The following is a 26,038-nucleotide window of genomic DNA, read 5'->3' on the forward strand; positions in this document are numbered from 1 at the left end:
TTTAAGATCATGCCAATAAAAAATGATAAAAGTTAGTGAATTTACCATTAATCTTTTCTATACTGAAAATTCGTTTAACAACATTTTTATTAATATGAGTAGTGGTTGTAGACCCTCAACTGAAAAACCCCGAATTTTAAATGTACTTGCTTGCATACAGGCAATTGCAGACAACACAGTAATAAAAGTAAATGATGCGACTTACATGCAGGAGCATGGGCAATGATATTTGAATGGATGTCAGACCCATCTGCATGGGTAGGTTTAGCCACACTTGTGGTTTTAGAAATTGTTTTAGGTATTGATAACCTCGTATTTATTGCTATTTTAGCGGAAAAATTACCGCCTGAGCAACGCAGTAAAGCTCGACTCATTGGCCTGACGTTGGCTTTGGCCATGCGGATGGTGTTACTTGCATCTATTGCTTGGGTTATTACACTCACACAACCACTATTTCATGTGTTTGACCAGCCATTTTCTGGTCGAGATCTTATTTTGATATTTGGCGGTGTATTTCTATTGTTTAAAGGTACGATGGAATTACATGAGCGCCTTGAAGGTAAAATGCATGTCAAAGATGACAATCCTGTGCATGCTGCTTTTTGGGTGGTCATTGCGCAGATTGTTGTACTAGATGCTGTGTTTTCTTTAGACAGCGTAATTACTGCTGTAGGTATGGTCAAACATCTTTCAGTCATGATGGTTGCAGTGGTGATTGCAATGGGTATCATGATGCTTGCGTCAAAAGCACTCATGAACTTTGTTAATCGACATCCGACAGTTGTGATGCTATGTCTTGGCTTTTTGATGATGATTGGCTTCTCATTGGTTGTGGAAGGTTTTGGTTTCCATATTCCAAAAGGCTACTTATACGCTGCCATCGGCTTCTCAGTCATGATTGAGTTTTTAAATCAAATGACACGCCGTAACCAAGAAAAATTGGTGACAACCAATGACTTACGCTTTAAAACAGCATCGGCTGTGATGCGTATGTTGGGTGGTAAACCAAAACAAAAACACAATCAAAATACAGACCACCATAACCATGGTGATAGCGATGTACTGGCAACGCGTGCATTGGCAGATGAGCTGTTTGATGACGAAAACAGTACTTATCACAGTGTCATGGTACAAGGTGTATTGGGTTTATCTGAACGACCTGTGAAATCGATTATGACACCACGTCCAGATATCGATTGGATTGATTTAGCAACAGATGCTCAAGATATACAAACACGTCTGATGCAGATGAGTCATTCCCGAATTATTTTTGCACACGGTGAATTAGATAACCTTGCGGGTATTGCGCTTACACATAAATTATTGAATGAATATGTGGAACACGAACAGTTTAATATTGAACAAAACTTACGTGAACCAATGATCGTACATGAAAATGCACCTGTGTTGATGGTCTTAGAACAATTACGTCAAGCACCATTACAAATGGCAATTGTACTCAATGAATATGGTTCGATTGAAGGTTTAGTGACACCCATTGATATTTTAGAAGCAATTGCAGGTGAATTTCCTGATGAAGATGAAATGGAAGCGGTTGCAGAAAGTCTTGAAGATGGCTCGCTTATTTTAGAAGGCTCAACAGATATTCGACATTTATCATTACTGTTAAGTAAAGATCTTGTAGATGATAATGAAGAATATTCAACTTTATCTGGTTATTTATTCATGCATTTGGGACATTTGCCTGATAATGGTGCTTTTGTGGTTGCAGATGGATATCGCTTTGAAATTGTGACAATGGATGGTCATAAAATTGAAAAAGTACATATTACTGCTATTGAGGAACCAGACAATGATCGTTCAAAAGACAGTTAATGAAGGATAGAAATATAATAAAAAAAGCCTTTTCTTGAAAAGGCTTTTTTTATGACGAAAAATCTTTGATTAATTAATGTCTTATAGGGCTTTAATGAATTGATTTGAATAAGATATTTGAAGTATATACCTATGATTATTGTTAACTCGAATAAAAATAAGCTTTAGTAAAGTGCTTTATAAAAATTAAATAAAACAACATAAAACTTATTTAAGTGAATTTTAATTTATTTGTGGAATGTATTGGTACGTTTATTGCTCATCTTCATATTCATGGATAGATATTGATCTACTTTGATAGGTGTTTTTATTAAATATCCCCTTTATAAAAGATGAGGAATTTGACGTGAGTGAAGTAGAAACCCGTCGTAAAGCAGTATTAGCAACTGTTATTGGTAATGGGATGGAATGGTTTGACTTTACCATTTATAGTTTTATGGCCGTCACTATCGGTAAATTATTTTTTCCCAGTGGGAACGATGTTACATCTTACTTATTGGCTTTAGCCACTTTTGGGGTTGGCTTTTTTATGCGACCTGTGGGTGGGATTATTTTAGGGAGCTATGGTGACAGATTTGGGCGAAAATCTGCGTTATCACTCACTGTAATTCTAATGGCGTTGGGTACATTTCTCATCGCCATTGCACCGACCTATGAGCAGATTGGTATTTTCGCACCATTTATTATTGTCATTGCACGCCTATTACAAGGGTTCTCTGCTGGTGGAGAAATGGGTACAGCGACTGCCTTTCTAACCGAGCATGCACCTGAAAATAAAAAAGCATATTATTCAAGTTGGATTCAGGTCAGCGTTGGTATTGCTATTCTTTTGGGTTCACTGGTCGGTATGTGTTTAACCTTGTTTCTTACTCAAAGCCAATTGGAAAGCTGGGGCTGGCGTATTCCATTTATTATTGGAACATTAATTGGTCCAATTGGGGTATATATTCGTACGAAAGTCGAAGAACCAGAAACGTTTACAAAGACGAAACCATTAAAATCACCTATTCGTGAAGTTTTTATTAATTATAAAAAAGAAGTCACGATTGGATTTATGTTGGTTGTTTTATGGACAGTATTTACTTACGCAATCTTATTTTATGTCCCATCGTATAGCAGTCGAATACTTGGTCTATCTAAAACTGATGGTTTTATTTGTGGCATGGTTGGTGGGTTTGCATTGATTTGTTTTACGCCAATAGTTGGTTATTACGCTGATAAGGTGGGTCGTCGTCCATTTTTATTATCTTCAGCCATTTTAACGCTTTTGTTGACGTACCCTCTATTTAATTTTATTAACTTATATCCATCTTTAACTTCAGTCATCGTGTTTCAACTGGTAATGGGTGCTTTAATTTCAGGTTATATTGGTGCTATTTTAGCTGTGTTTAATGAGCTTTTACCTACAGAAGTATTGTCATCTGGAGTGTCAATTGCCTATAACTTTGCTGTAACCATCTTTGGTGGGTTTGCAACTTTTATTATTACATGGTTAGTCGCAACTACTGGAGATAACATTGCACCAGCGTATTATATTATGGCAGCTGCACTGATTAGTAGTGTAGGCGCTTACTTATATCGTGAGTCTAAAACTGATAACAATACTGTAAAGAGTAAACCTTATGCCTAATTCAATTGTTTTAAAAAATGGAAATATATTAGATGTTGCATCTGGCATCTTTCAATCTGCTCAAGACATATACATTAAAGACGAGAAAATTGTAGATATTACTTCTCATACAACAGTGTCTAAAGCCGGTTACGATGAAATTGATGTTACGGGTAAAACTGTAATGCCAGGTCTGATCGATTGTCACGTACATGTACTGGCTTCTGAAGCGAATTTGGGTATGAATGCTTTACAACCAAACGCAATTGTTATGTTTAGAGCAGTGCCTATATTAAATGCAATGCTTATGCGAGGCTTTACTAGTGTACGTGATGCAGGGGGCGCAGATTGGGCACTGGCACGGTCAGTGGCTTTAGGACTGGTGAAAGGGCCTCGTATTTTTGCAGCAGGCAAAGCACTTTCACAAACAGGTGGTCATGGTGATTTTAGAGCCCGTGGTAGTTTATTACAGCTTGAGCCGTGTACATGTTGTTTTAGATCGGGTGCGATTGCTCGAGTTGTTGATGGTGTAGATAATGTAAGACTTGCAGTGCGTGAAGAGCTTCAGCAAGGTGCCAACCAAATTAAAATTATGGCTTCTGGTGGTGTAACATCTCCAACAGATCCTATTGCCAATACGCAATATTCTGAAGCTGAAATTTGCGCTATTGTAGATGAAGCAACGGCCGCTAATACATATGTCATGGCACATGCGTATACACCAAGAAGTATTAAACGTGCTGTGAAATGTGGTGTAAGAACCATTGAACATGGCAATCTAGCAGACCAAGAAACGGCTGAACTCATGGCAAAGCATGGCGTTTTTGCTGTTCCAACACAAGTCACTTATGAAATGCTGGCAAAATATGGCGCAGAAGGTGGTATTGGTGAAGAGTCTTTAATGAAAATTGAAGATGTACGTGAATCAGGTAAACGAGCACTCAAGTATTTCGATGACGCAGGTGTTGAAATGGGTTATGGCTCAGATTTACTTGGAGAAATGCATCACTATCAATCTCATGAATTTTTAATTCGTGCTGAGGTGTTGGGGAATTTAAAGGCAGTACAAAGCGCAACATATGTGGCTGCTAAAATTCTAAATATGGAAAACTTACTTGGATGTATCAAAACTAATGCAATTGCAGATATTTTGGTTATAGACGGTAATCCATTAGAAGATATTAATTTATTGGTAAACTCTGAGCAGAGTATGACCTATATTATTAAAAATGGGCAGATTGTTAAAGGTTAAATTTTAGTCTTATTATTAGGGTGGCTCAATGAATCAAAATCAAAAAGTTGTGATGATTAGTGGTGGTAATCGAGGCATTGGTTTGGCGACAGTTAATCGGTTATTGGCCAACGGTTGGCAAGTAAGTATCGGCTGTCGAAATCCAAAAGACAGTGCGCTCCCTCAAGGGAATAATGTTGCAGCCTTTTTTTATGATGCCAGTTTACCCGAATCAGAGGAATTTTGGTTAAAAGAAACATTGAGCACATTTGGAAAACTTGATGCATTGGTGATCAATGCTGGAATTATGATTCTAGGATCTGTACTAGATGTGACTCAAGTTGACTATGAAAAAACTTTTGAAATTAATTTAACATCTCCTTGGCGCTTATCTAGACTGGCTTGGTCGAGTCTTAAAGCATCAGGTCATGGTAAAATTGTGATTATGTCTTCATTGTCTGGGAAACGAGTGGCATCTGCTGCATCGGGTTTATATTCTATGAGTAAGTTTGCCGTTACGGGCCTAACACATGCGCTCAGGTTAGCTGGGGTAGACGACCATATTCGAGTGACAGCAATTTGTCCAAGTTATGTTGCAACAGATATGGCACAAGCCATTAGTCATGTTCCTATGGAAAAAATGACCCAACCTGAAACAATTGCGAATATTATCGATATGGTATTGAATTTGCCTTTTGAAGCAAGTGTGGCAGAAGTCCCTGTTCATTGGAACTTTGAAGCATCTTATTAAATTGGTGACGTTGTTGTGTATGAGTGTGTAAAACAGGCAGTGTAATGCCTGTAAATGATTTTGATTGCTAAAAAAAACGACTTAAAATAGCCTTTTTAGAAAAGGCTATTTTTATGTCTGAAATGCTTTGCCCTTGTGGCCATAACAAGAAAAGTTATACCGAATGCTGTCAACCTCTACATCAAGGAACAGATGTTGCAGTGAGTCCTGAGCAACTCATGCGCTCAAGATATAGTGCCTTTGTGCAACAAGAGATAGATTATATTGTCAAAACTACAGCAATAGGTCAGCAACCTCAGCTTGATGTCTGTGCATTACGAGATTGGAGCTGTACAACACAGTGGCATCATTTAGAGGTTTTACAGCATGACCTTGCTCGTGATAAACGACATGCTTTTGTGGAGTTTAAAGCGTATTTTATGCAAGGGACGCAGTTACAATCTCACCATGAAAAGTCAGCTTTTGTTTATGTAGGTCAGCAGTGGTATTTTTTAGATCCGACGGTTGATACGTATTACACCATGAAACAGCCGTGTATCTGTGGGTCAGATAAAAAGTTTAAAGCATATTGTTCACAATTTTTATCCCTTTAAAACAGTATTTAAATTATAGAAAATTTATTGAAATATTAAATAGATTTCATATTTTTTTTAAGCATGACTGTACTTTAATTCGATAGAATAGCGCCTATTTTTAGACCCCAAAAGGAAAAGGGTATGCTACTGACGATTATTTATATTGTTGCCATTACTGCTGAAGCCATGACCGGTGCGCTTTCTGCAGGGCGCCGTAGTATGGACTGGTTTGGGGTAATTCTAATTGCATGTGTCACAGCACTTGGTGGTGGTTCTGTGCGTGATGTCTTGCTTGGCCATTATCCTTTGGGTTGGGTGAAACATCCAGAATATTTGGTGCTGACGTGTTGTGCTGCATTATTTACTATGTTAATTGCGAAATGGATGAAGCATTTACGTTCAATCTTTTTATTACTTGATGCACTCGGTCTGATTGGTTTTACCATTATTGGTTGTCAGATTGCGATACATTTGGGGCATGGCTTTGTGGTGTCGGCTGTTGCAGGCATGATGACGGGTGTGTCGGGTGGAATTATACGTGACATTTTATGTAATGATATTCCTTTGGTCTTTCGCCGTGAACTATATGCCAGTATTTCTTTTGTTGCAGTGATCTGTTACTGGTTATGTATGTCTATGGGTATGTCGCTTGAGTGGACTGTAGTGACCACACTAGTATTTGGTTTTAGTTTACGTGTGATTGCCATTTATTTTGGTTTAGAAATGCCGAAATTTATTTATCAAGATGATGATGATCAGTCGGCATCATCAAAAGATCATTAATAGAATAAATAAATTGATCATTTAAATATAGGTCAATAATCAGGAGATCTCATGGCTGACATCATGACACGAGTACAGCAATTACCTGTAGGAAAATTTCATTATACCTTGTTGTGGGTAGTGGGTTTGGGGTGGATGTTTGATGCGATGGACACAGGGATCATTGCATTTATTTTACCAATACTTATAAAAGACTGGCATTTGAGCCCAGCACAAAGTGGTCTTATTGTCAGCATAAGTTTTATAGGTATGGCTTTGGGGGCCATTTTTTCAGGTGGTCTAGCAGACCGTTTTGGCCGTAAAATGATGTTTATGGTGACTTTGGCCATTTATAGTATTGCAACAGCGTGTTGTGCATTTGCACCCAATTTAACATGGCTTTTATTGTTTCGTTTTCTTGTAGGTGTTGGTTTGGGTGGGCAATTACCTGTTGCTGTGTCACTGGTCAGCGAGTATATGCCTGCACATGTACGCGGGCGATTTATTGTTTTATTAGAAAGTTTTTGGGGTTTAGGTTGGCTTATTGCCGCATTGGTCTCTTATTTTCTGATTCCTAAATTGAACTGGCATGTGGCATTTTTAATCGGTGGTTTGCCATTATTTTATGTCTGGGTGATTTGGAGGAAAATTCCAGAGTCCATACCTTATTTAATTCAACGGGGGGAAGTACAAAAAGCCCATTTGATTGTGCAAGATTTAGAGCGTCAAGCAGGGGTTAAAGTGACCCAAGAGGCGGTTATGCCTTCAATTCAGCCACATCAAAAAATGAGATTTAAACAGTTGTGGTCAAAAACATTTTTACGCTCAACGGTGATGTTGTGGTTGATTTGGTTTGGTATCGTCTTTTCTTATTATGGCATTTTTACATGGCTCCCGAGCTTACTAGTGAAACAAGGGTTTGATATTGTAAAGTCATTTGAATACGTATTATTTATGATTTTGGCACAGCTTCCTGGTTATATTGTGGCGGCTTGGCTAGTTGATAAACTTGGGCGTAAAGCGACTTTATCTGGTTTTATTGGATTATGTGCTGTATGTGCTTATTTCTTTGGTCAAGCACAAAGTAACTCAGACGTTATGCTATGGGGCTGTTTAATGTCATTTTGCAATCTTGGTGCATGGGGCGTTTTATATACCTATACGCCAGAGCAATATCCAACGTATATTCGTGCGTTTGGTGCAGGTTGGGCAGCCGCAATTGGGCGCATTGGAGGAATTTTAGCTCCAATGGTTGTGACACACATGATGACATTTGAGCACGCTTTTGAGCATGTATTTATGATGTTTACGCTGGTTATGCTTGCGGTTGCAGTGACTGTTTTGGTACTTGGTAAAGAGACAAACGGCAAGCAACTGCAATAGCGTTACTTATTGTTTTGTATCTAAACGCTGAAGTTTTTGCCAGATTGATTTATAATCAGTTACATCTCAAAACTTGAAATATTTTATTATTGCATGGATACCAAGTCGTCTGCCCACTTATCACCATTTCAACTCAATAAACGCATCCTTTCAGTGGTGATGTTTACCTTTATGGTTTACCTGTCTATTGGTCTACCATTAGCAGTACTGCCACAATTGGTACATAAACAGCTTGGTTTTAGCTCATTTATTGCAGGAATTGTTATTAGTGTGCAGTATGTGGCAACTTTGTCATTTAGACCTAAAGCCGGACAGTTGGCAGATACTTTAGGTGCACGTACTGTTGTACTGATTGGTTTAGCATGTTGTGCCATGAGTGGTGTCTTTGGTATTTTAGCGATTTTATTTCTATCTAATCCCACAGTGAGTATTGTTTTACTCATTTGTAGTCGTTTGTTTTTGGGTACAGGTGAAAGCTTTACCAGTACAGGGGCAACCTTGTGGGGCATGAATTTAGTTGATCGAAGTGAAACATCACGTGTGATTTCATGGAATGGTGTGGCGACTTATTCTGCAATGGCGTTCGGTGCACCGCTTGGTGTGTTCTTAGACTCCAAAATCCCTGCGTATGGTTTTGCCATATTTACATTACTGATCGCTATTGTCGGCTTTATATTGGCTTACCGTAAACCTAAAATTAAAGTTAAAGTAGATACTAAAATTGCCTTTTTGAAAGTTGCTTCAAGAGTGTGGGTATTTGGTGTTGCGTTGGCACTCGGAACAGTAGGCTTTGGTGTACTTTCTACGTTTATTACTATTTATTTTGCTGAACAGCATTGGCCAAATCCTGCATATGCTTTGAGTGTGTTTGGTGCGGGTTTTGTCATTATTCGGCTAATCTTTGGTAAGATGATTCCAAAGTTTGGTGGTATTAAAGTCAGCATGGTGTCTTTCGTTGTCGAAGCACTGGGTCTGTTTTTAATTTGGGGCGGAGAGCATATTGGTATTGTATATACAGGTGCATTTTTAGTCGGTGCAGGTTTCTCTTTGGTGTTCCCATCTTTAGGTGTAGAAGCAGTAAAACAAGTAGAAGCAAAAAATAGAGGCTCGGCACTTGGCGTGTACAATGCCTTTTTAGACATTGCCCTGATGTTTATTGGCCCAATGGCAGGGTTACTTATTCCTTTAATTGGTATACGAGATGTGTATGGGGTTGCAGGGGTAATCACTGTATTTGCAGTGTTGCTCATGGCCTATTTACTACATAAGGGAAAACAAACACCAAAAGCGGTATAATTTCAGACAAAAGTGATAAAAAAGACAGACAATATAACAAATACTTGATCGCATGCACTGCACGGTCTAGCATAGGCTCAGATTAAAAATAATATACTGGCCTTTGTTCTTATGTCTAACCTGCATCAACATGCAACTGAAAACCGTTCAGTTGCCGAGTTTACCGAGCAAGCATATTTAAAATATGCAATGTACGTGATTATGGATCGTGCATTGCCACACATTAGTGACGGGCTTAAACCTGTACAACGCCGTATTGTGTACGCTATGAGTGAGCTTGGGCTCAAAAATAGTGGTAAACCTAAAAAATCTGCACGTACAGTCGGTGATGTTTTAGGTAAATATCACCCACATGGTGACTCCGCTTGCTATGAAGCCATGGTGTTAATGGCACAGCCGTTTAGTTATCGTTATCCCTTTGTAGAGGGACAAGGCAACTGGGGTTCACCAGATGACCCTAAATCGTTTGCTGCAATGCGTTATACCGAAGCTAAACTTTCACAGTACAGTGAGCTATTGCTGTCTGAATTGGGGCAGGGGACGTGTGAATGGCAAGACAATTTTGATGGTTCAATGAAAGAACCGATTAATTTGCCTGCCCGTGTTCCCAATATTTTGCTCAATGGTACAACAGGAATTGCGGTAGGTATGGCAACTGACGTACCACCACATAACTTGCGTGAAGTGATTAAAGGCACAATTGCTTTAATCCGTAACCCCAATTTAACAGACAGTAAAATTGCAGAATATATTCCTGCGCCAGATTTACCGACCTATGCTGAAATTATTACGCCTAAAGAAGAGCTATTAAAAATACAATCTACGGGGCGTGGCAGTTACCGTATGCGAGCAACGTATAGTTTAGAGAAAAATGAAATTGTTATTGCGCAATTGCCTTATCAGGTGTCTGGCTCTAAAGTTATTACGCAAATTGCAGATCAAATGCAGGGTAAAAAATTGCCGTGGGTGTCAGATATTCGTGATGAATCAGACCATAAAAACCCGACTCGTATTGTGATTGTTTTACGCTCGAATCGTGTAGATGCAGACATGGTGATGAGCCATTTGTTTGCGACTACTGATTTAGAAAGCAGCTATCGTGTTAATTTAAACATGATTGGAGCAGATGGTCGGCCGCAAGTAAAATCTATTCGCCAAATTTTACTTGAATGGATTGAGATACGAAAGAACACGGTGACACGCCGTTTACAGTATCATTTAAATAAAATTGAAAAACGTCTTCACATTTTAGCAGGGCTTTTAATTGCCTATTTAGATATAGATAAGGTCATTCAAATTATTCGTGAAGAAGATAAGCCAAAGTCTGTTCTGATGGCACATTTTAACTTAGATGATATTCAAGCTGAGGCCATCTTAGAGTTAAAGTTACGTCATTTAGCCAGATTAGAAGAAGTACAAATTCGCCAAGAGCAAGATGAGCTTTCAGCACGTGCAGCCATTATTCGTGAGCAACTAGAAAACCCTGACTCACTTAAAACCCTTATTATTGATGAACTTAAGACTGATGCGAAAAAGTTTGGTGATGATCGCCGTTCTCCAATTGTAACCCGTGAAGATGCAGTGCAATTAAAAGAGCAAGATTTTATTCCTGCCGAAGCGGTAACTGTTGTATTGTCACAAGCAGGTTGGATAAGGTCAGCTAAAGGTGCAGATGTTGATGCTGAAAAACTTAACTATCGAGCAGGCGATCAATATTTAAGCCATGCTTCTGGAAAAAGTAATCAAAAAGTTTATGTCCTTGACGACAGTGGACGAAGTTATGCATTAAATATATCGACACTGCCTTCTGCTCGCGGCTTAGGTGAACCACTGACATCTCGTTTATCTCCTGCTCAAGGGGTACGTTTTAAGCAACTACTCATTGCAGATGATACGCAAGCGCTCGTAGTGCTAAGCTCGGCAGGTTTTGGTTTTAATACCAAAGCGCAAGCCTTAGATACCAATGCAAAAGCAGGAAAGGCATTTTTAACACGACCTGAAAATGCTGAGATTTTCCCACTTCAAGTTGTACAGCAACAGACTCATTTGGCACTTTTAAGTTCGGCAGGGCGTTTATTAGTTGTCGATTTAGCAGAATTGCCAATGCTAAATAAAGGTAAAGGCAATAAGTTAATGGCTTTAGATGTGCAAGATACCATTGTTGCAGTACAACTTGTAGCATTGTCAGATACGCTAGAGGTAACTGCAGGGCAACAAAGACTCAAACTGAAAGGCGATGATTTACAGAAATATGTTGCCAAGCGTGCAAGTAAGGGCCATATTTTACCAAGAGGCTACCAAAAAGCGCATCAGTTACTCTGTTTAGCCTGATGTTATCATGGTAAAAATAAACACATTAAGCAATAAACTGTCAGACAGCAACGCATGTATTTGGAATTGAGGTGAGTAAAATTATGGAAAAGAGATGGTTTAGTGAGTTTGATAAGACGGGGATTCAAAATGAGATTAAATTGCCTCCAGAAAATACCTCATTGCTCGATCTCTTTGAAAGTAGCTTTCAAAAATATGGCTCACGAGACGCTTTTATCTTTATGGATAAAGCCATTTCTTATGCAGAGCTTGAAGAAGAAAGTCGTAAGTTTGCGTGTTATTTACAAGGGATTGGTCTGAAACAAGGTGATCGTGTTGCGATTATGATGCCGAATGTTTTGCAATACCCTGTGGTTAGTCTAGGTGTGTTACGTGCAGGCTGCGTATTAGTGAATGTTAATCCACTTTATACTGCACGTGAGCTAGAGCATCAACTTAATGATGCCGATGTAGATACCCTTGTTATTATTGAAAATTTTGCGTCGGTATACGAAAAAATTATTGGTAAAACACCTGTTAAGCACGTGGTTGTGGCAACAGTGGGCGACATGCTTGGCTTTATTAAAGGCAATGTCGTGAACTTTGTTTTACGTAAAGTTCGTAAACAAATCCCGAAATGGAATATACCGGGTGCAGTTTCATTTAACGATGCACAAAGTCAGTTTAACCCTAGCCAGTATAAACGCCCATCGCTGAATTTAGCAGATACCGCTTTATTACAATATACAGGTGGCACAACAGGGGTTTCTAAGGGTGCGGAGCTCACGCATCGTAACCTTGTTGCCAATATGCTACAAATCAGTAACTTGTTTGACAGTAAATTTAGAACACTGCCGCATGTTGAATACCGCTTTTTAGCAGCGTTGCCGTTGTATCATATTTTTGCCTTTACCTTATGTGAACTTTATGCGCTGTACCAAGGTGCAACCAATTTATTGATTCCTAACCCAAGAGATTTACCTGCGCTTGTGAAAGAAATTGGTAAATTTAAGCCTACGCTCTTTCCTGCAGTCAATACATTGTTTAATGCACTGATTCATAATGAAGAATTTAAACAACTTAACCATAGCCAAATGCAAATTGCAGTGGGTGGGGGAATGCCTGTACTGCCTGCAACAGCGGCAGAATGGAAAAAATATACAGGTATTATTATTCATGAAGGATATGGTTTATCAGAAACCTCTCCTGCAGTGATCTTCAATCCCCCTGTTTCTGAAGAATTTACAGGCACAATTGGCATACCATTACCGACTACCGATGTTGCATTATTAGATGATGATGGAAAAGAAGTTGCTTTAGGTGAGCAGGGCGAAATTTCCATTAAAGGTCCACAAGTCATGAAAGGCTATTGGAAACGTCCTGAAGAAACTGAACAAGTGATGACGAAAGATGGCTTTTTCCGTACAGGTGACATTGGGGTTATGGATGAAAAGGGTTATATTAAAATTGTAGATCGTAAAAAAGACATGATATTGGTGTCAGGTTTTAATGTGTATCCAAATGAAATTGAAGAAGTGGTATCACATCATCCAAAAGTACTCGAAGTTGCAGTCATTGGCGTACCTGATGAAAAATCAGGTGAAGCACCAAAACTATTTGTGGTGAAAAAAGATCCATCACTCACCACAGAAGAAATTTTGGCATATGCTAAAAGTAATTTAACGGGCTATAAACGCCCGCGCTATGTAGAATTTATTGATGAATTACCTAAGTCCCCCGTAGGCAAAATTTTGCGTAAAGAACTTAGAAAATAAAAGAGAGCTAAAAAGACCGATATATTCGGTCTTTTTTATGCTTGGCTATTGCGCATGAGTTGATCAAGGCGAGGTCGAGCAAAATAAATAATGACCATAAAGCTCAGCATGGTTCCTGTTTGCATTTTAAATGGTGTGGCTTTAAATTCGCCATAGCTCAAGAGGTTATCGAGTAAACAATAAAAAAGTACCAGTAACATGCTTAATAGTAGCGGTATACGTTTAATACCTACAGCAAGTAGAGCAATAGTGAGTACCACAAAAGTCGCTACAGTAGATTGCCAATTTAAATTGGCACAAATCATACTAATTAAAAAAGCCATAATGGGTAAGACAATATATAAAATACGATCTAGTTTTTTCTGAGCATTATTTTGCTGTGCTAAAGCATGCAGTAGCTCATCTTGATTTTGTTTAGACATATTTTTTCCATATACAAATTGCTATATTTAACCGAAAAAATCATTAAAAAGCCATGATATGATAACGCATAACAGATAAATTTGATTGAGATGACAATATAATGCAAAGCATCAGTGCAGTGGTTTATATTATTCTGATTGCTTGTTTACTACCGTATGTATTTACAGTAATTGCAAAAGTGGTAGGTGGCTTTAAATTTAAAGATAATCAGAACCCTAGAGATTTTCTTGCGCAAACGACAGGTTTGGCCGCACGAGCAAATGCAGTACAGAAAAATAGTTTTGAAAGCCTTCCATTATTTATTGCCGCCATATTAATGGCAGAGTATATGGTGGTGAATCAATATTTTATTTATAAATTAGGTTCGATGTATATTCTTCTTCGTATTGCTTATGGCGTTTGCTATTTGGCCAACTGGAGCAAATTGCGTTCTATCGTATGGTTTCTTTCTATGGCCTGCCCAATTTTACTTTTAGTTTTGGTGATTCGTTTAAACTAAAACTGCCATGATCAGTATCATTTTAGTTAAACAAATTTTGTCAAGATAGTGTCATATTACTCATCTATCATCAGTTTAGGTACAGAAAAAACTAGATTTATCGGCTATAGTATGGCGAGAGCTACGTCATACCATTGTGTATATCCACATGAATTTTGGAAAAGCAGTTAAAAATCATGGTGGTAAAATGTATAATTTATGACGTAATCCATTTGACAGTCATATAGAGTATTGAAATGAGCTATAACAATATCCCACCAGGTAAAGATGCGCCAAATGATATTTATGTCATTATTGAAATTCCTGCAAATGCTGCGCCAATCAAGTATGAAATTGATAAAGATTCAGATGCTTTATTTGTAGACCGTTTTATGGGTACAGCTATGTTTTACCCTGCAAACTACGGTTATGTACCAAATACATTGTCTGAAGATGGTGACCCATTAGATGTATTGGTTGTAACACCACACCCAGTTGCACCGGGTTCAGTGATTCGTTGCCGTCCAGTTGGTAAACTGAAAATGGAAGATGATGGTGGTATTGATGCAAAATTGATTGCTGTACCGCATGAGAAACTGTCACCTTTGTATAAAGATGTACAAGAATATACAGATCTACCTCAGTTATTGATTAGCCAAATTGAACATTTCTTTGCACACTATAAAGATTTAGAGCCTGGTAAGTGGGTGAAAATTTCTGGCTGGGAAGGTGCAGATGTTGCAAAAGCTGAAATATTAAAAGCGATTGAAGCAGCTAAATAATTCTAGTGGTATAAAAAAACCTACACAATGTGTAGGTTTTTTTTACTTAAAGATACTGTAATTTGAGCTTAGAAGTTCACAGTATATTCAATGAAGCCACGCCAATCACTTCCGTTACCTATATAAGATCTGTACGCATCGTTGGTACGGTAAGTTGAATTACGGAGTTTAACGCTCAAACCTTTCGCAAAGCCATTTTGAACTGTATATTTAACTTGGTTGAATAACTCGCGCTCAGTTCCTTTTTTGCTTTCACCATCAACTTTGATATTCCAGCCATAAAGGTATGCAGTTGTCCAAGATAGACCTGGTACACCAAATTCACCTAAGTCAATTGAGTACATGGCTTGCATAGATTTTTCACTATTACCATTAAAATCAGAGAAGTATGAGTTAGGTAAGGCAAATGTTGCACCACCATCACCTGCTATGCCGTAGTCATAACCCACATTACCACTGCTTTGTTGGTAAGTTAGCATTCCAGTATGTGGACCTTGGTTATATGTTGCAGAAGTTGCCCAAAAATTATTCTTTTTGGCTGTGTCTGCAGCACCTGTTGGGTAAGATAGTGACTTATAGATGCCTGCATCATATTTAGTATGATAGCCACTTGCATCAAGTGTTAAAGATGCTTTGTTTGCTAAAGCCATCTTATAATTTAAGTTTAAAAAATTACGTTCTAAAGCATCTTCAAGCTTAGAACCAAAGTATGAACCACTCAAAGAATCTGTAAATTTATAGCTAGCACCCCATACATCGGCACGTTTTAGGTGGTTACCATCGCTTGAAATTTGGTTTACGTCTTGGTCTTTTGTAAAGTGACCATATGTTAATTCAAGGTTTTTAAATTCACGGCTTGTGACCAATGTACCTGTAAAATATTCAGGAGTTAAGCGGTAATCACTGCTTGAAAGTACGGGCAGTTGTAAATATTGTGTACCATATACAACCGTTGTATTTGAGATACGTGCTTTAATATTTGCTCCACCACGGGTCCACTGGTCGCTTTTTTGACCATTGGCATACAGCATTTGATTGCCAGCTTTATTATTTTCGCCAAGTTTGAAAGTAAAGTCGCCAATAAGACCTGCACCAAAGCCAACAAGGCCTTGAGTATAGCCAGAATCTATTTTGACAATTGCAGTTTGTCCCCATGAGTTAGTATCTGCACGACCATCTGTTCTATCGCGGTACATCCAACCATTACGGAATAAAATAGACCCTTTTTCATCTTCAACAAAGCCTTTTGCTTCACTTTGTTCGCTTGCATGTAGTGTTGTTGACAGTAGTGCCGCGTTTACGACCAATGCAAGTGCTAATTTTTTGTGTATTTTTGGCATGTATATCCCCGAAGATGAACTACAGTTCTGAGCTAGTTGAAACACAGTAAGGTAACAGAAAGACTAAACAATTTATAACAAAGAAAACATTATTTGCAAATTTATTTACCATCTAAAGAATATAAACTGCCAATTTATCAGGTATTTTTCAATGTTATTGGTCAAATAGTCCTGATTTAAATATTCAAAAATTATACCAACTTACTAAATTTGAGTGAAAAAGTGTAATTTTTTTTAAGGCTTGTGTTGTTGGTCTACTATTTGCTATTTTTGTCAGGTGGTTAAACTATAAACGAGTGTCAACATGATTAAAAAAATTGTAACTGTGTCATTACTTACAGCAGCTTCGGGGCTAGTCATGGCGCAAGATAACGCACTTCAAGCGTATGGCTTGACTTTTAGTGGTGCAGCAACACTTGCTTCAGACTATCGTTTTCGTGGTCAGTCTCAAACAGAAAATGACCCAGCATTGCAAGGTACATTTACGCTAACACACACTTCAGGATTATATTTTAATGTATTTGCCTCAAGTGTAGATTTACCACTTTCAAATGGTAAGTCGGCACATTTGGAATTAGATCCAACGTTGGGTTTTACAACACCAATTACATTAGGCCAAATTAAACCCAATTTAGATGTAGGAGTTGCATATTATAATTACCCAAGTGCAAGTGACTTAAACTACCCCGAATTTTATGCAAAAATTAGTTTTGCGGATGCAATGATTAAAGGTGATGTACTTACGCCAAGCATTTCCTATAGTTATAAGTATGGCGGTACAGCAACATCAGATGTGATGGGGGATGATGTTAGTAATTGGAATTTTAACCTTGCGTATAGTGCACCCTTTGCAGATACGGGTTTTGGTGGGGTAGCGAGTGTTGGCTATACTAAAGCAAACCAAAATATTTATGGTAATGATGATAATTTTGTAGATTGGAAAGCAGGTGTAACCTACGGATTTAAATCAGTAAATGGATTAACTGCTGAATTAGATGCTGTAGGTTCGACCATTGATGGCTATACAGGTGCAGCAAATCGTGCAGTAGATGCTGGTGCGATGTTTAGTTTAACTAAAACTTTCTAAAACCATAAAGTTCGCTTACAACGAGCGCCTTTTTATTCAAAAGGCGTTCTGTAAGACAAGGCTTCTGATAGATGTTTGCTCTGAATATGTTCGATACCATCTAAATCAGCAATTGTTCGAGCCACACGTAAAATACGATGATAGCCTCTCACTGATAAGCTCAGTTTTTTCTGTGCAAGCGATAACATGCGTTGGCATGGTTGATCTAATTGGCAATACTGTTCTAAATCACTGTTTTTTAATGATTGATTTTGTGTTTTTTGGCGTTGTATCTGTCGCTCATAAGCCATATTAACACGTCTTTGTACTGTATCTGAGTTTTCAGATTGTTGAGATACTTGCATGTCCTGATAACTGATTGGGGGGACGTCTATATGTAAATCTATGCGGTCAAGTAAAGGTCCAGAAATACGATTTTGATAACGTTTAATTTGATCTAGACTACATTGACAACGTTGATCTTGGTTAAAATAATAACCACAGGGGCATGGATTCATGGCAGCAATCAATTGAAAATCTGCTGGAAATATAGTTTTCCCCGAGGCACGTGATATAGTGATCTCTTTACTTTCAAGTGGTTGTCTTAATACTTCGAATGCTTTACGGTCAAATTCAGGAAGTTCATCTAAGAACAGTACACCATGATGTGCTAAAGTGATTTCACCGGGTTTTGGTTGTGATCCACCACCGACTAAAGCGACAGCAGAGCAGGTGTGGTGTGGCGCTCGAAATGGTCGTGTACCTAATATATATTCTTGATTGGCAATAGAATATATATTTGCAACCTCAAGCATCTGCTTATGATTTAGTGAGGGTAAAATACCTGCTAAACATGAAGATAAAAGCGTTTTTCCTGTACCTGGCGGCCCCCTAAATAATAAAGAATGCCCACCTGTTGCTGCAATCTCGAGTGCTCTTTTTGCGGCAAATTGTCCTTTAACATCACTTAAATCTGATGTACGTTTTTGATGATATGGCTCCGAAGACATTTCCCCTTGTACAAGAGGTTGAGTATTGGAAAGGTGGTCGCATACAGACTTTAAATCTGGGGCTGTAAACCACTTAAGGCTTGAAAGTTGCTGTATATATTGCTGATTTTTTGTGGGTAAAATTAAAGCACGTTGTTCATGTTCACAAGCCATTGCGATGGTGAGTATGCTACGAACGGATCTTAATCGACCATCAAGTGCCAACTCTCCAACAAATTCATAATGATGTGCATGTAACGATGGAATTTGTCCGGAAGCAATTAATATACCAATTGCAATAGGTAAATCTAAACGGGTACCTTCTTTTGGTAAATCTGCAGGTGCTAAATTAATCGTCAATCGTTTACTCGGAAATGTGAATCCACTATTAATAATTGCCGAGCGTACACGGTCTTTACTTTCTCGAACGGCTGTTTCTGGCAAACCCACAATAGTGAGTGAAGGTAAGCCCTGACTAATATGGACTTCAACTTCAATGAGTGGTGCAGACAATCCACAAATACTACGGGTATATATTTTAGAAAATGACATTTTTATTCCATTTCAGTGCTTTTTTGTGACATGGTAAATTATGGTGTTAACTTTTGGTGCAAATGGTATGCACTATTGTTGTGCTGTAAAATATGCGTAATATTAAAGAAAATAATTAAATATGTGTGATCTGTATATCATTTTTATAGAAATTAACTTATTACTGCAAATATTTTAATGTTTGATAGTTTATAGTCATGTCTAAAGTATGAAAAATAAGCATACATCTACAGATATTTAAGCAGATGTCTAAATGTATATTAATATAAATTGAATCATTTCAATATTAAAGAGTGCCCTTTAAGCAAAACTAAAAAGTTTATACTGTATTATTGGCACGAAATTTGAACATAAATTGATGTAATAACTAAGCAATCAGGCGAAGGAAATAAACTATGAAGCTCGTAACTGCCATTGTAAAACCATTTAAGTTGGACGATGTACGTGAAGCCCTTTCAGAAATTGGGGTTCAAGGGATTACTGTGACTGAGGTTAAAGGCTTTGGTCGTCAAAAGGGGCATACTGAACTCTATCGCGGTGCAGAGTATGTTGTTGATTTTCTTCCTAAAGTTAAAATTGAGATTGCAATTAGTAGTGACATGTTAGACAGCGTGATTGAATCGATTACTCGTGTTGCCAGTACAGGTAAAATCGGTGATGGTAAAATTTTCGTCACGAGCCTTGAGCAAGTGATTCGTATTCGTACTGGTGAAACAGGGCCAGATGCAGTATAGCTTGGCATAAACATTGCTAAGAGCTGAATAACTTGCAAAACATACAGCTTGGGGGAGTCATGAAAAAGATAATAATGGCGCTTGGTTTGGCCAGCGCATTGTTAGGTGGTAGTGCAACATGGGCGGAAGAAGCCAGCTCAGTTGCGCCAACATCTACATCAGTTAGCACCAGCACAGTTGCACCTGTGACCACAACGGCAACAGCGACACCTGCGACAACAACAACTACACCTGCGAAACCGAAACTTGATACAGGTGATACAGCTTGGGTGCTCATTTCAACAGCACTTGTGCTGATGATGACGATTCCTGGGCTTGCATTATTTTATAGCGGTATGGTGCGTAAGAAAAATGTCCTTGCAACTATGGCACATAGTTTAATTGCAACGGCTGTAGTAAGTATTGTGTGGGTTGTTATTGGATATACACTTGCTTTTGATACAGGTAATGCCTTTGTTGGTGGTTTAAGTAAAACCATGCTTTCGGGAATTACTTTAGATGCATTGCAAGGAACCATTCCAGAAATTTTATTTGTTATTTTTCAAATGACTTTTGCGATTATTACAGTTGCAATTATTAGTGGTTCAGTTGCAGAGCGAATGAAGTTTGGTTCATTTGTTGTATTTATTGCCATTTGGATTATTGTTGTTTATGCACCAATTACCCACTGGGTATGGGGTGGCGGTTGGTTAGGTACAGATGGTGCACTAGATTTTGCAGGTGGCACAGTTGTTCATATTAACTCTGGTGTTGCAGGTTTAGTAGCATCTTATGTTATAGGTAAACGTGTTGGCTTAGGTAAAGAGTCAATGGCACCGCATAATTTAACCCTTTCAGTGATTGGTGCAAGTTTACTGTGGGTGGGTTGGTTTGGCTTTAACGGTGGTTCAGCTTTAGGCGCCAATGGTGCTGCAGGTTATGCACTCGTTACAACTCAAGTTGCCGCAGCCGCTGCAGCGATTTCATGGGGCTTGATTGAAAAGTTTGTAAGAGGCAAAGCATCTGTTTTAGGTATTGCTTCTGGTGCAGTTGCAGGTCTTGTTGTGATTACACCTGCTGCAGGATATGTGACTGTAGGTGGTTCACTGGTTATGGGTCTGATTGGTGGTGTAGTATGTTTTTGGGGCACAACTGCACTTAAACGTGCACTGAAAGCAGATGATTCTTTAGATGCCTTTGGTTTACATGCTGTGGGTGGTATAGCCGGTGCATTGTTAACAGGTGTTTTCGCAAGTCCATTTATTATGGGTGATAAAGCACCAACAGACCTAATGCATCAGCTTTGGGTACAAACTGAAGGTGTGCTTGCAACGATCGCTTATAGTGCTGTATGTACATTTGTGATCTTAAAAGTAATTGATGTGATGATGGGTCTACGTGTAAGTACAGATGACGAGCGTATGGGCTTAGATCTGAGTCAACACGGTGAGCGTGTCGAATAACCATTGTTTTGCTGTAAAATAGCTCCTATATAGGGGCTATTTTTATTTTAAACACAACATTTAGTATCTCGATGTTTTTTGATACACTAGAGCAAATATGGCTGATTGACTGAAAAATTATAATGTATTGTCCATTTTGTAATGTTCCAGATAGTAAAGTCATTGACTCGCGGCTCGCCGCTGAAGGGAGTCAAGTGAGGCGGCGTAGAGAGTGTGCAGGCTGTGGCGAACGATTTACCACGTTTGAAACCTATGAAATGGTCATGCCACGTGTGATTAAATCAAACAAAAAAAATGAGCCTTTCGATGAAATAAAGTTACGAAAGTCTTTAATGCATGCTTTGCAGAAACGTCCTGTAACACAAGAAAAAATAGAAGCCGTCCTGAACGATATTCAACAAAAAATTCGTAGATTGGGTGAGCGAGATGTCACATCATTGCGTATTGGTGAGATTGTGATGCAAGCTTTATTTGTATTAGATCATGTTGCTTATGTGCGCTTTGCATCGGTATACCAAGATTTCCAAGATGTTGAAGCCTTTCGTAAACATATTGCCCAAATGCAACAAATACAAGATACAGGCAATATATGAACTCAATTTTTTCTGAACAAGAACAACAATATATGCAAGAGGCTATTGCCCTTGCACATCAGGCGCGTTATGCCACCAAACCCAACCCTAATGTAGGCTGTGTGATTGTTAAAGACGGCAAGATTGTCGGCAGAGGTTTTCACCCTAAGGCAGGACAACCTCATGCGGAAGTCTTTGCATTGGCTGAAGCAGGTGAGCAAGCCAAAGGTGCAACAGCTTATGTGACTTTAGAGCCATGTGCACATTTTGGTAAAACACCACCATGTGCTTTGGCTTTAGTGAAAGCAGGGGTTAGCGAGGTGGTGATTGCCAATTTAGACCCCAATCCATTGGTGGCAGGTAAGGGTATAACAATACTTAAAGATGCAGGAATACAGGTTCGACATGGGCTGTGTGATGCACAGGCAAAAATGTTAAACCTTGGCTTTTTAAAGACAATGGCTACAGGTTTGCCATATGTACGTTTAAAACTTGCTTCTAGCTTAGATGGCCGAACAGCCATGGCATCGGGTGAATCTAAGTGGATTACGGGAGCTGAGGCACGCCAAGATGTACAGCATTTGCGTGCAATTTCTGGTGCAGTGGTAACAGGTATTCAAACAGTTTTAGCCGATGATTGCCAACTGAATGTACGACAACTTAAAAATGTAGATTTATCCACGATTGTACAGCCCAAAAGAGTGGTATTAGACCGTCAAGGACGTTTGCCACTCAATGCAAAAATTTTGCAACAGCCTGAGCAAACTATGGTTATGACGCCGTTTCGTGCAGAACTTGATGCTTTAGGTGTGATACAAATTGAGCCCCAACCTTTAAGTGCTTTATTTCAGTTATTGGCCCAACAATACCAAATTCATGATGTTTTAGTTGAAGCAGGAGCAACACTTGCGACAGCATGTTTAGAAGAAGGCTTAATTGATGAGTTGATTCACTATATTGCGCCAACTTTACTTGGGCAAACAGCACGCCCAATGTTTTCAGCACAGTTAGCATTACTTGCAACACAAAAAAGATTCAACATTACTGATATGACCCAAATTGGGCAAGATATACGCCTGACCATGACACCTGTTACAGGGGCAGTATGAGCGCAGAACAACCCCAAGCGGTTTACCATAAGCGTAAGCATGCAGCACGTACAACAGATGAATATTTATTTCATCAGCTCGTGCCTTACTTGGGCAATAAACGCCGTTTATTGCATTTAATTTTAGAAGCCCTTGAAATGACAGGCACGCTTAATCCTGATTATCAGCAAAAACGTGCCCCTATTTTTGCAGACTTTTTTGCAGGCAGTGGGGTGGTATCTCGCTTGGCTCGTCAAAATGGCTATCGGGTAATTGCCAATGACTGGGAGCCTTATAGTCATGCACTCAATCATGCGGTGTTGGCCAATACTGTCGCACCTGAGTTTAAACAGCTTGGGGGTTATCAAAAAGCCATTGATTATTTAAACCGATTACCTTTAGCCAAAGGTTGGGTCACACATAATTTATGCCCACGTAATGATGAAGAATATGACCCTGCTAAAGATCGTTTATTTTTTAAACGTAGAAATGGCATGCGGATTGATGCAATTCGTCAGCAGATTGCGATTTGGCAATCTGAAGGTGCAATTGATGATGTAGAAATGAGTGCATTGTTGGCACCTCTGTTGTATTCGGCCAGTTTTGTGAGTAATACCAGTGGTGTATTTAAAAGCTTTCATCATGGCTGGGGTGGCAAAACACAAACTGCTTTAGAACGTATTGAATCTTTGCTGTGGCTAACACCCAGTCGTTTTTCTGATAAAGGTGACTTAAAACAGCCTATGGCAGAAATGTGGTGTGTAGATGCGCAGCACTTAGCCAATCAAATGAGTCATTTTGAAGTAGACGTGGCATATTTAGACCCACCATATAATCAGCATGCATATAGTAGTAACTACCATGTGTTAAATTCACTCACTCTATGGGATCAATTAGATTTACCTTCACCAGATACCAAGGGCTTTAAGAGCGGAATTGATCGTGCATGGCGTAAAGAACGGCCCAGCCTTTACAACTCTTCGAAATATGCAAAAGATGCTTACGAAAAATTGCTAGAAACAGTAAATGCACGTTTTATTTTGACCAGCTATTCTACAGATGGCAATATTTCAGCCACAGATTTGCTCAAAGCCAATTTGGCACGAGGTAAAGTGACTTTACTCACGCAAGATGTACCACGCTACCGTGTGAGTAAGCAACGTCAGTCTGAGCGTGCACGTGTACTTGAGTTTATTGTGATTACAGATACACATGCCAAATCAGGGCCTCCACTACGTCAACTTTTGGCACAGCTGTATCATTATGCTGAACTGGGTGGTGTTGATACCTCTGGGGTTAGTTCACAACTTGCGCTGTGGTAGCGTTGAAGGAAAATTTATGTTTACAGGTATTGTTGAGCGAGTTGGGCGAGTTAAAAGCCTACAAAATATCGCAGGTGATGTACGTATTACCATTCAAACAGATTTAGATTTAGCAGATGTTCACCTCGGTGACTCAATTGCGACCAATGGCATTTGTTTAACGGTCGTAGCTTGGGGTAAAGATTGGTATGCAGCTGATGTATCTAATGAAAGTTTGAATCGAACCACATTGGCACACTGGCAAATGGGGCAGGTAGTAAATGTGGAAAAAGCCATGCTTCCAACCACACGTTTTGGTGGACATATTGTCAGTGGTCATGTCGATGTTGTGGGTGAAATTACTGCAATACGTCACGATGCACGTTCATTATATTTTGAAGTCACAGCCCCAAAAGAGATTGCTAAATATTTGGCAGAAAAAGGCTCGGTGACTGTTGATGGTATCAGCTTAACGATTAATCATTTAAATGGTTGTGTATTAAGTTTAAATTTGATTCCACATACAGCTGAACGTACTAATATTTCTTCATGGGTTGTTGGTGCAAAAGTAAACTTAGAGGTCGATATTTTGGCACGGTATATCGAGCGTTTATTACTTGGTGATCGCGCAGCAGAGAGTGCTCCAACTTCAAATATTAGTATGGAATTTTTAGCGAATAATGGCTTTTTAAGATAGTCGACTATTTGTTTTTGGCAGGACTGGCTTCGGTCATTTGTGCCAATGACAATTTAATTTCATCTTGTGTGGCCTGATGCAAGTTTTGCGTAAATTCATTTACCACTTGCTTGAGTTTATTTGCGAGTTCTTCTGCTTCGAGTTCCAATAAGATACTCATACTTTCAAGCGCTTGTTGCTCTTTTTTGTTGCTTTTTTTAAGCGTACTTATACCTCGACTGGCATATTGTTGTGTCTGCGCTATAAGTTCATTTTTAAGCTGGTCTAAGTGCTGTGCACGGTGAAGATATTGCTGATTTTCATCTGCAATGAATGATGCTTGTTGTTCTTGCTCTTGTTGGCGCTGTTGTGTTAAAGCTTGTTCTCTTCTGTACTGTTCTTGTTGTTTGGCTTTTTCTAAGCGCTCTGCTTTTAATGTTGCATATGTGTCATAAATGGATTGTTCAGACTGTTGCTGTGCTTGATCATTGTATTTTTGCCATACATCAAGTTGACTGTTTGGTTGTAGTAATTCACAAATACGCTCAAGGTCCGCAATATAGGTCGCCCGTACAGCATTTGGGGTGTTAAGCCAACGCGTTGTGAATTGTTCTCCAACGTTTAAAGTCATGTGATTTACTCCATTTTATATAACGATGAATTTACAGTTTAAATGTTTTTGGTGTGATCTTTGATTGTCTGTAATATTTAAACTTATCCCGCCCAATCATTTTGGCATCTTCGTTATTTTCTATAATTTCAATAATATCGCTCACTGTATCAAGCTCACTGATGGGTTGATTTGAAAAATTAAACACAATCCATTCATGACTTGTAGGCAGTTGAGCAGAAATACAGACCTGACCACGTTGGCAGTCAATGCCATGCGTAATAAAACTTGTGGGGTCAAATGACCACAATAATTCATCAAGTTGTTGCTGTTGTTGGGTGTTCGGACAGTACCACCATAGTTTTTGACTATTTTTAACGATTTTTCGTGCCAAACGGCAGGCACTGTGTGCCTGCGGTTCGGTACTTGTTTCAAACAGATAAAAGCGAACTTGCAT

The 26,038-nt window shown here is 38.9% G+C and carries 24 protein-coding genes; 19 read left to right on the forward strand and 5 right to left on the reverse strand.

The genetic code is table 11. The features are described from left to right. Positions 1-222 precede the first annotated feature (222 nt). The 10 genes from BLS38_RS07665 (at position 223) to BLS38_RS07710 (ending at position 13,528) form a co-directional block, all read left to right on the forward strand. The gene (locus BLS38_RS07665; protein ID WP_092748272.1) at positions 223-1,836 is read left to right on the forward strand and encodes a TerC family protein; all 1,614 of its coding nucleotides are present in this window, start codon (positions 223-225) and stop codon (positions 1,834-1,836) included. Between the two features lie 346 nt (positions 1,837-2,182). Beyond that, entirely contained in the window at positions 2,183-3,466 is a 1,284-nt protein-coding gene (locus BLS38_RS07670; protein WP_244518232.1) for an MFS transporter, read from the forward strand. Further along, positions 3,459-4,697 (forward strand): metal-dependent hydrolase family protein, encoded by a 1,239-nt coding sequence (locus BLS38_RS07675; protein WP_092748274.1) that lies wholly within the window; start codon positions 3,459-3,461, stop codon positions 4,695-4,697. Before BLS38_RS07670 ends, BLS38_RS07675 begins: the two co-directional genes overlap by 8 nt. Before the next feature lie 28 nt (positions 4,698-4,725). Next, positions 4,726-5,427, forward strand: a complete 702-nt coding sequence (locus BLS38_RS07680) for an SDR family NAD(P)-dependent oxidoreductase (RefSeq protein ID WP_092748276.1) — start codon at positions 4,726-4,728, stop codon at positions 5,425-5,427. A 113-nt stretch (positions 5,428-5,540) separates the two neighbouring features. Further along, positions 5,541-6,020: a YchJ family protein gene (locus BLS38_RS07685; protein ID WP_092748278.1), complete on the forward strand. Its 480-nt coding sequence runs from the start codon at positions 5,541-5,543 to the stop codon at positions 6,018-6,020. A gap of 123 nt (positions 6,021-6,143) precedes the next feature. Further along, positions 6,144-6,785, forward strand: coding sequence for a trimeric intracellular cation channel family protein (locus tag BLS38_RS07690; protein WP_092748280.1), 642 nt, complete (start codon positions 6,144-6,146; stop codon positions 6,783-6,785). A 51-nt stretch (positions 6,786-6,836) separates the two neighbouring features. Continuing rightward, on the forward strand, positions 6,837-8,147 hold the full coding sequence (niaP, locus tag BLS38_RS07695; RefSeq protein ID WP_213030507.1) for a niacin transporter NiaP: 1,311 nt from the start codon (positions 6,837-6,839) through the stop codon (positions 8,145-8,147). A gap of 93 nt (positions 8,148-8,240) precedes the next feature. Then, on the forward strand, positions 8,241-9,443 hold the full coding sequence (locus BLS38_RS07700; RefSeq protein ID WP_092748282.1) for an MFS transporter: 1,203 nt from the start codon (positions 8,241-8,243) through the stop codon (positions 9,441-9,443). Positions 9,444-9,554: 111 nt separating this feature from the next. Further along, positions 9,555-11,774, forward strand: coding sequence for a DNA topoisomerase IV subunit A (gene parC, locus BLS38_RS07705; protein WP_092748284.1), 2,220 nt, complete (start codon positions 9,555-9,557; stop codon positions 11,772-11,774). Between the two features lie 83 nt (positions 11,775-11,857). After that, complete coding sequence (locus BLS38_RS07710; RefSeq protein ID WP_092748286.1) at positions 11,858-13,528, forward strand: AMP-binding protein; 1,671 nt, start codon at positions 11,858-11,860, stop codon at positions 13,526-13,528. Positions 13,529-13,563: 35 nt separating this feature from the next. Here the strand turns inward: BLS38_RS07710 and BLS38_RS07715 are convergent, their stop codons facing one another. Further along, complete coding sequence (locus tag BLS38_RS07715) at positions 13,564-13,950, reverse strand: hypothetical protein (protein WP_092748288.1); 387 nt, start codon at positions 13,948-13,950, stop codon at positions 13,564-13,566. Between the two features lie 101 nt (positions 13,951-14,051). Between BLS38_RS07715 and BLS38_RS07720 the strand changes: the two genes are divergently transcribed. After that, the gene (locus tag BLS38_RS07720; protein WP_092748290.1) at positions 14,052-14,450 is read left to right on the forward strand and encodes an MAPEG family protein; all 399 of its coding nucleotides are present in this window, start codon (positions 14,052-14,054) and stop codon (positions 14,448-14,450) included. A 236-nt stretch (positions 14,451-14,686) separates the two neighbouring features. Beyond that, complete coding sequence (gene ppa / locus BLS38_RS07725; protein ID WP_092748292.1) at positions 14,687-15,211, forward strand: inorganic diphosphatase; 525 nt, start codon at positions 14,687-14,689, stop codon at positions 15,209-15,211. A 68-nt stretch (positions 15,212-15,279) separates the two neighbouring features. Here the strand turns inward: ppa and BLS38_RS07730 are convergent, their stop codons facing one another. Beyond that, the gene (locus BLS38_RS07730; RefSeq protein ID WP_092748294.1) at positions 15,280-16,551 is read right to left on the reverse strand and encodes an OprD family outer membrane porin; all 1,272 of its coding nucleotides are present in this window, start codon (positions 16,549-16,551) and stop codon (positions 15,280-15,282) included. Positions 16,552-16,855: 304 nt separating this feature from the next. Here BLS38_RS07730 and BLS38_RS07735 point away from each other — a divergent pair, with 304 nt between their 5' ends. Continuing rightward, entirely contained in the window at positions 16,856-17,638 is a 783-nt protein-coding gene (locus BLS38_RS07735; RefSeq protein WP_171258553.1) for a TorF family putative porin, read from the forward strand. Between the two features lie 32 nt (positions 17,639-17,670). Here the strand turns inward: BLS38_RS07735 and BLS38_RS07740 are convergent, their stop codons facing one another. Next, positions 17,671-19,158, reverse strand: a complete 1,488-nt coding sequence (locus tag BLS38_RS07740; RefSeq protein WP_092748296.1) for a YifB family Mg chelatase-like AAA ATPase — start codon at positions 19,156-19,158, stop codon at positions 17,671-17,673. Positions 19,159-19,553: 395 nt separating this feature from the next. On the opposite strand from BLS38_RS07740, the gene glnK reads away from it, so the two are divergent. From glnK to BLS38_RS07770, 6 genes are all read left to right on the forward strand, one after another. Continuing rightward, on the forward strand, positions 19,554-19,892 hold the full coding sequence (gene glnK / locus BLS38_RS07745; protein ID WP_092748298.1) for a P-II family nitrogen regulator: 339 nt from the start codon (positions 19,554-19,556) through the stop codon (positions 19,890-19,892). 59 nt (positions 19,893-19,951) lie between these two features. Further along, positions 19,952-21,334, forward strand: a complete 1,383-nt coding sequence (locus BLS38_RS07750) for an ammonium transporter (protein ID WP_092748300.1) — start codon at positions 19,952-19,954, stop codon at positions 21,332-21,334. A gap of 122 nt (positions 21,335-21,456) precedes the next feature. Beyond that, on the forward strand, positions 21,457-21,927 hold the full coding sequence (gene nrdR / locus BLS38_RS07755; RefSeq protein WP_092748302.1) for a transcriptional regulator NrdR: 471 nt from the start codon (positions 21,457-21,459) through the stop codon (positions 21,925-21,927). Next, positions 21,924-23,015 carry a bifunctional diaminohydroxyphosphoribosylaminopyrimidine deaminase/5-amino-6-(5-phosphoribosylamino)uracil reductase RibD gene (gene ribD / locus BLS38_RS07760; RefSeq protein WP_092748304.1) on the forward strand — a complete coding sequence of 364 codons (1,092 nt, stop codon included), beginning with the start codon at positions 21,924-21,926 and terminating at the stop codon, positions 23,013-23,015. The genes nrdR and ribD overlap by 4 nt, the downstream gene beginning before the upstream one ends. Further along, positions 23,012-24,316, forward strand: a complete 1,305-nt coding sequence (locus BLS38_RS07765) for a DNA adenine methylase (RefSeq protein WP_092748306.1) — start codon at positions 23,012-23,014, stop codon at positions 24,314-24,316. Before ribD ends, BLS38_RS07765 begins: the two co-directional genes overlap by 4 nt. Positions 24,317-24,332: 16 nt before the next feature. Then, positions 24,333-24,992: a riboflavin synthase gene (locus BLS38_RS07770; RefSeq protein WP_092748308.1), complete on the forward strand. Its 660-nt coding sequence runs from the start codon at positions 24,333-24,335 to the stop codon at positions 24,990-24,992. A 4-nt stretch (positions 24,993-24,996) separates the two neighbouring features. Here BLS38_RS07770 and BLS38_RS07775 read toward each other — a convergent pair whose 3' ends face one another. Further along, the gene (locus BLS38_RS07775; RefSeq protein ID WP_092748310.1) at positions 24,997-25,602 is read right to left on the reverse strand and encodes a hypothetical protein; all 606 of its coding nucleotides are present in this window, start codon (positions 25,600-25,602) and stop codon (positions 24,997-24,999) included. A gap of 31 nt (positions 25,603-25,633) precedes the next feature. After that, entirely contained in the window at positions 25,634-26,038 is a 405-nt protein-coding gene (locus BLS38_RS07780; protein ID WP_425283475.1) for a DNA polymerase III subunit chi, read from the reverse strand.

The sequence above is a fragment of the Acinetobacter boissieri genome, assembly GCF_900096955.1.
Lineage (GTDB): Bacteria > Pseudomonadota > Gammaproteobacteria > Pseudomonadales > Moraxellaceae > Acinetobacter > Acinetobacter boissieri.

Excerpts from the sequence above, each read along its gene's own strand:
- BLS38_RS07775 (WP_092748310.1), bottom strand. The coding sequence starts at position 25,602 with ATGACTTTAAACGTTGGAGAACAATTCACAACGCGTTGGCTTAACACC.
- BLS38_RS07735 (WP_171258553.1), top strand. The coding sequence starts at position 16,856 with ATGATTAAAAAAATTGTAACTGTGTCATTACTTACAGCAGCTTCGGGG.
- glnK (WP_092748298.1), top strand. The coding sequence starts at position 19,554 with ATGAAGCTCGTAACTGCCATTGTAAAACCATTTAAGTTGGACGATGTA.
- BLS38_RS07710 (WP_092748286.1), top strand. The coding sequence starts at position 11,858 with ATGGAAAAGAGATGGTTTAGTGAGTTTGATAAGACGGGGATTCAAAAT.
- BLS38_RS07690 (WP_092748280.1), top strand. The coding sequence starts at position 6,144 with ATGCTACTGACGATTATTTATATTGTTGCCATTACTGCTGAAGCCATG.
- BLS38_RS07665 (WP_092748272.1), top strand. The coding sequence starts at position 223 with ATGATATTTGAATGGATGTCAGACCCATCTGCATGGGTAGGTTTAGCC.
- BLS38_RS07740 (WP_092748296.1), bottom strand. The coding sequence starts at position 19,158 with ATGTCATTTTCTAAAATATATACCCGTAGTATTTGTGGATTGTCTGCA.
- nrdR (WP_092748302.1), top strand. The coding sequence starts at position 21,457 with ATGTATTGTCCATTTTGTAATGTTCCAGATAGTAAAGTCATTGACTCG.
- BLS38_RS07680 (WP_092748276.1), top strand. The coding sequence starts at position 4,726 with ATGAATCAAAATCAAAAAGTTGTGATGATTAGTGGTGGTAATCGAGGC.
- BLS38_RS07720 (WP_092748290.1), top strand. The coding sequence starts at position 14,052 with ATGCAAAGCATCAGTGCAGTGGTTTATATTATTCTGATTGCTTGTTTA.
- BLS38_RS07730 (WP_092748294.1), bottom strand. The coding sequence starts at position 16,551 with ATGCCAAAAATACACAAAAAATTAGCACTTGCATTGGTCGTAAACGCG.
- BLS38_RS07765 (WP_092748306.1), top strand. The coding sequence starts at position 23,012 with ATGAGCGCAGAACAACCCCAAGCGGTTTACCATAAGCGTAAGCATGCA.
- BLS38_RS07715 (WP_092748288.1), bottom strand. The coding sequence starts at position 13,950 with ATGTCTAAACAAAATCAAGATGAGCTACTGCATGCTTTAGCACAGCAA.
- niaP (WP_213030507.1), top strand. The coding sequence starts at position 6,837 with ATGGCTGACATCATGACACGAGTACAGCAATTACCTGTAGGAAAATTT.
- BLS38_RS07780 (WP_425283475.1), bottom strand. The coding sequence starts at position 26,038 with ATGCAAGTTCGCTTTTATCTGTTTGAAACAAGTACCGAACCGCAGGCA.
- BLS38_RS07685 (WP_092748278.1), top strand. The coding sequence starts at position 5,541 with ATGTCTGAAATGCTTTGCCCTTGTGGCCATAACAAGAAAAGTTATACC.
- BLS38_RS07700 (WP_092748282.1), top strand. The coding sequence starts at position 8,241 with ATGGATACCAAGTCGTCTGCCCACTTATCACCATTTCAACTCAATAAA.
- BLS38_RS07675 (WP_092748274.1), top strand. The coding sequence starts at position 3,459 with ATGCCTAATTCAATTGTTTTAAAAAATGGAAATATATTAGATGTTGCA.
- BLS38_RS07750 (WP_092748300.1), top strand. The coding sequence starts at position 19,952 with ATGAAAAAGATAATAATGGCGCTTGGTTTGGCCAGCGCATTGTTAGGT.
- ribD (WP_092748304.1), top strand. The coding sequence starts at position 21,924 with ATGAACTCAATTTTTTCTGAACAAGAACAACAATATATGCAAGAGGCT.
- BLS38_RS07770 (WP_092748308.1), top strand. The coding sequence starts at position 24,333 with ATGTTTACAGGTATTGTTGAGCGAGTTGGGCGAGTTAAAAGCCTACAA.
- parC (WP_092748284.1), top strand. The coding sequence starts at position 9,555 with ATGTCTAACCTGCATCAACATGCAACTGAAAACCGTTCAGTTGCCGAG.
- ppa (WP_092748292.1), top strand. The coding sequence starts at position 14,687 with ATGAGCTATAACAATATCCCACCAGGTAAAGATGCGCCAAATGATATT.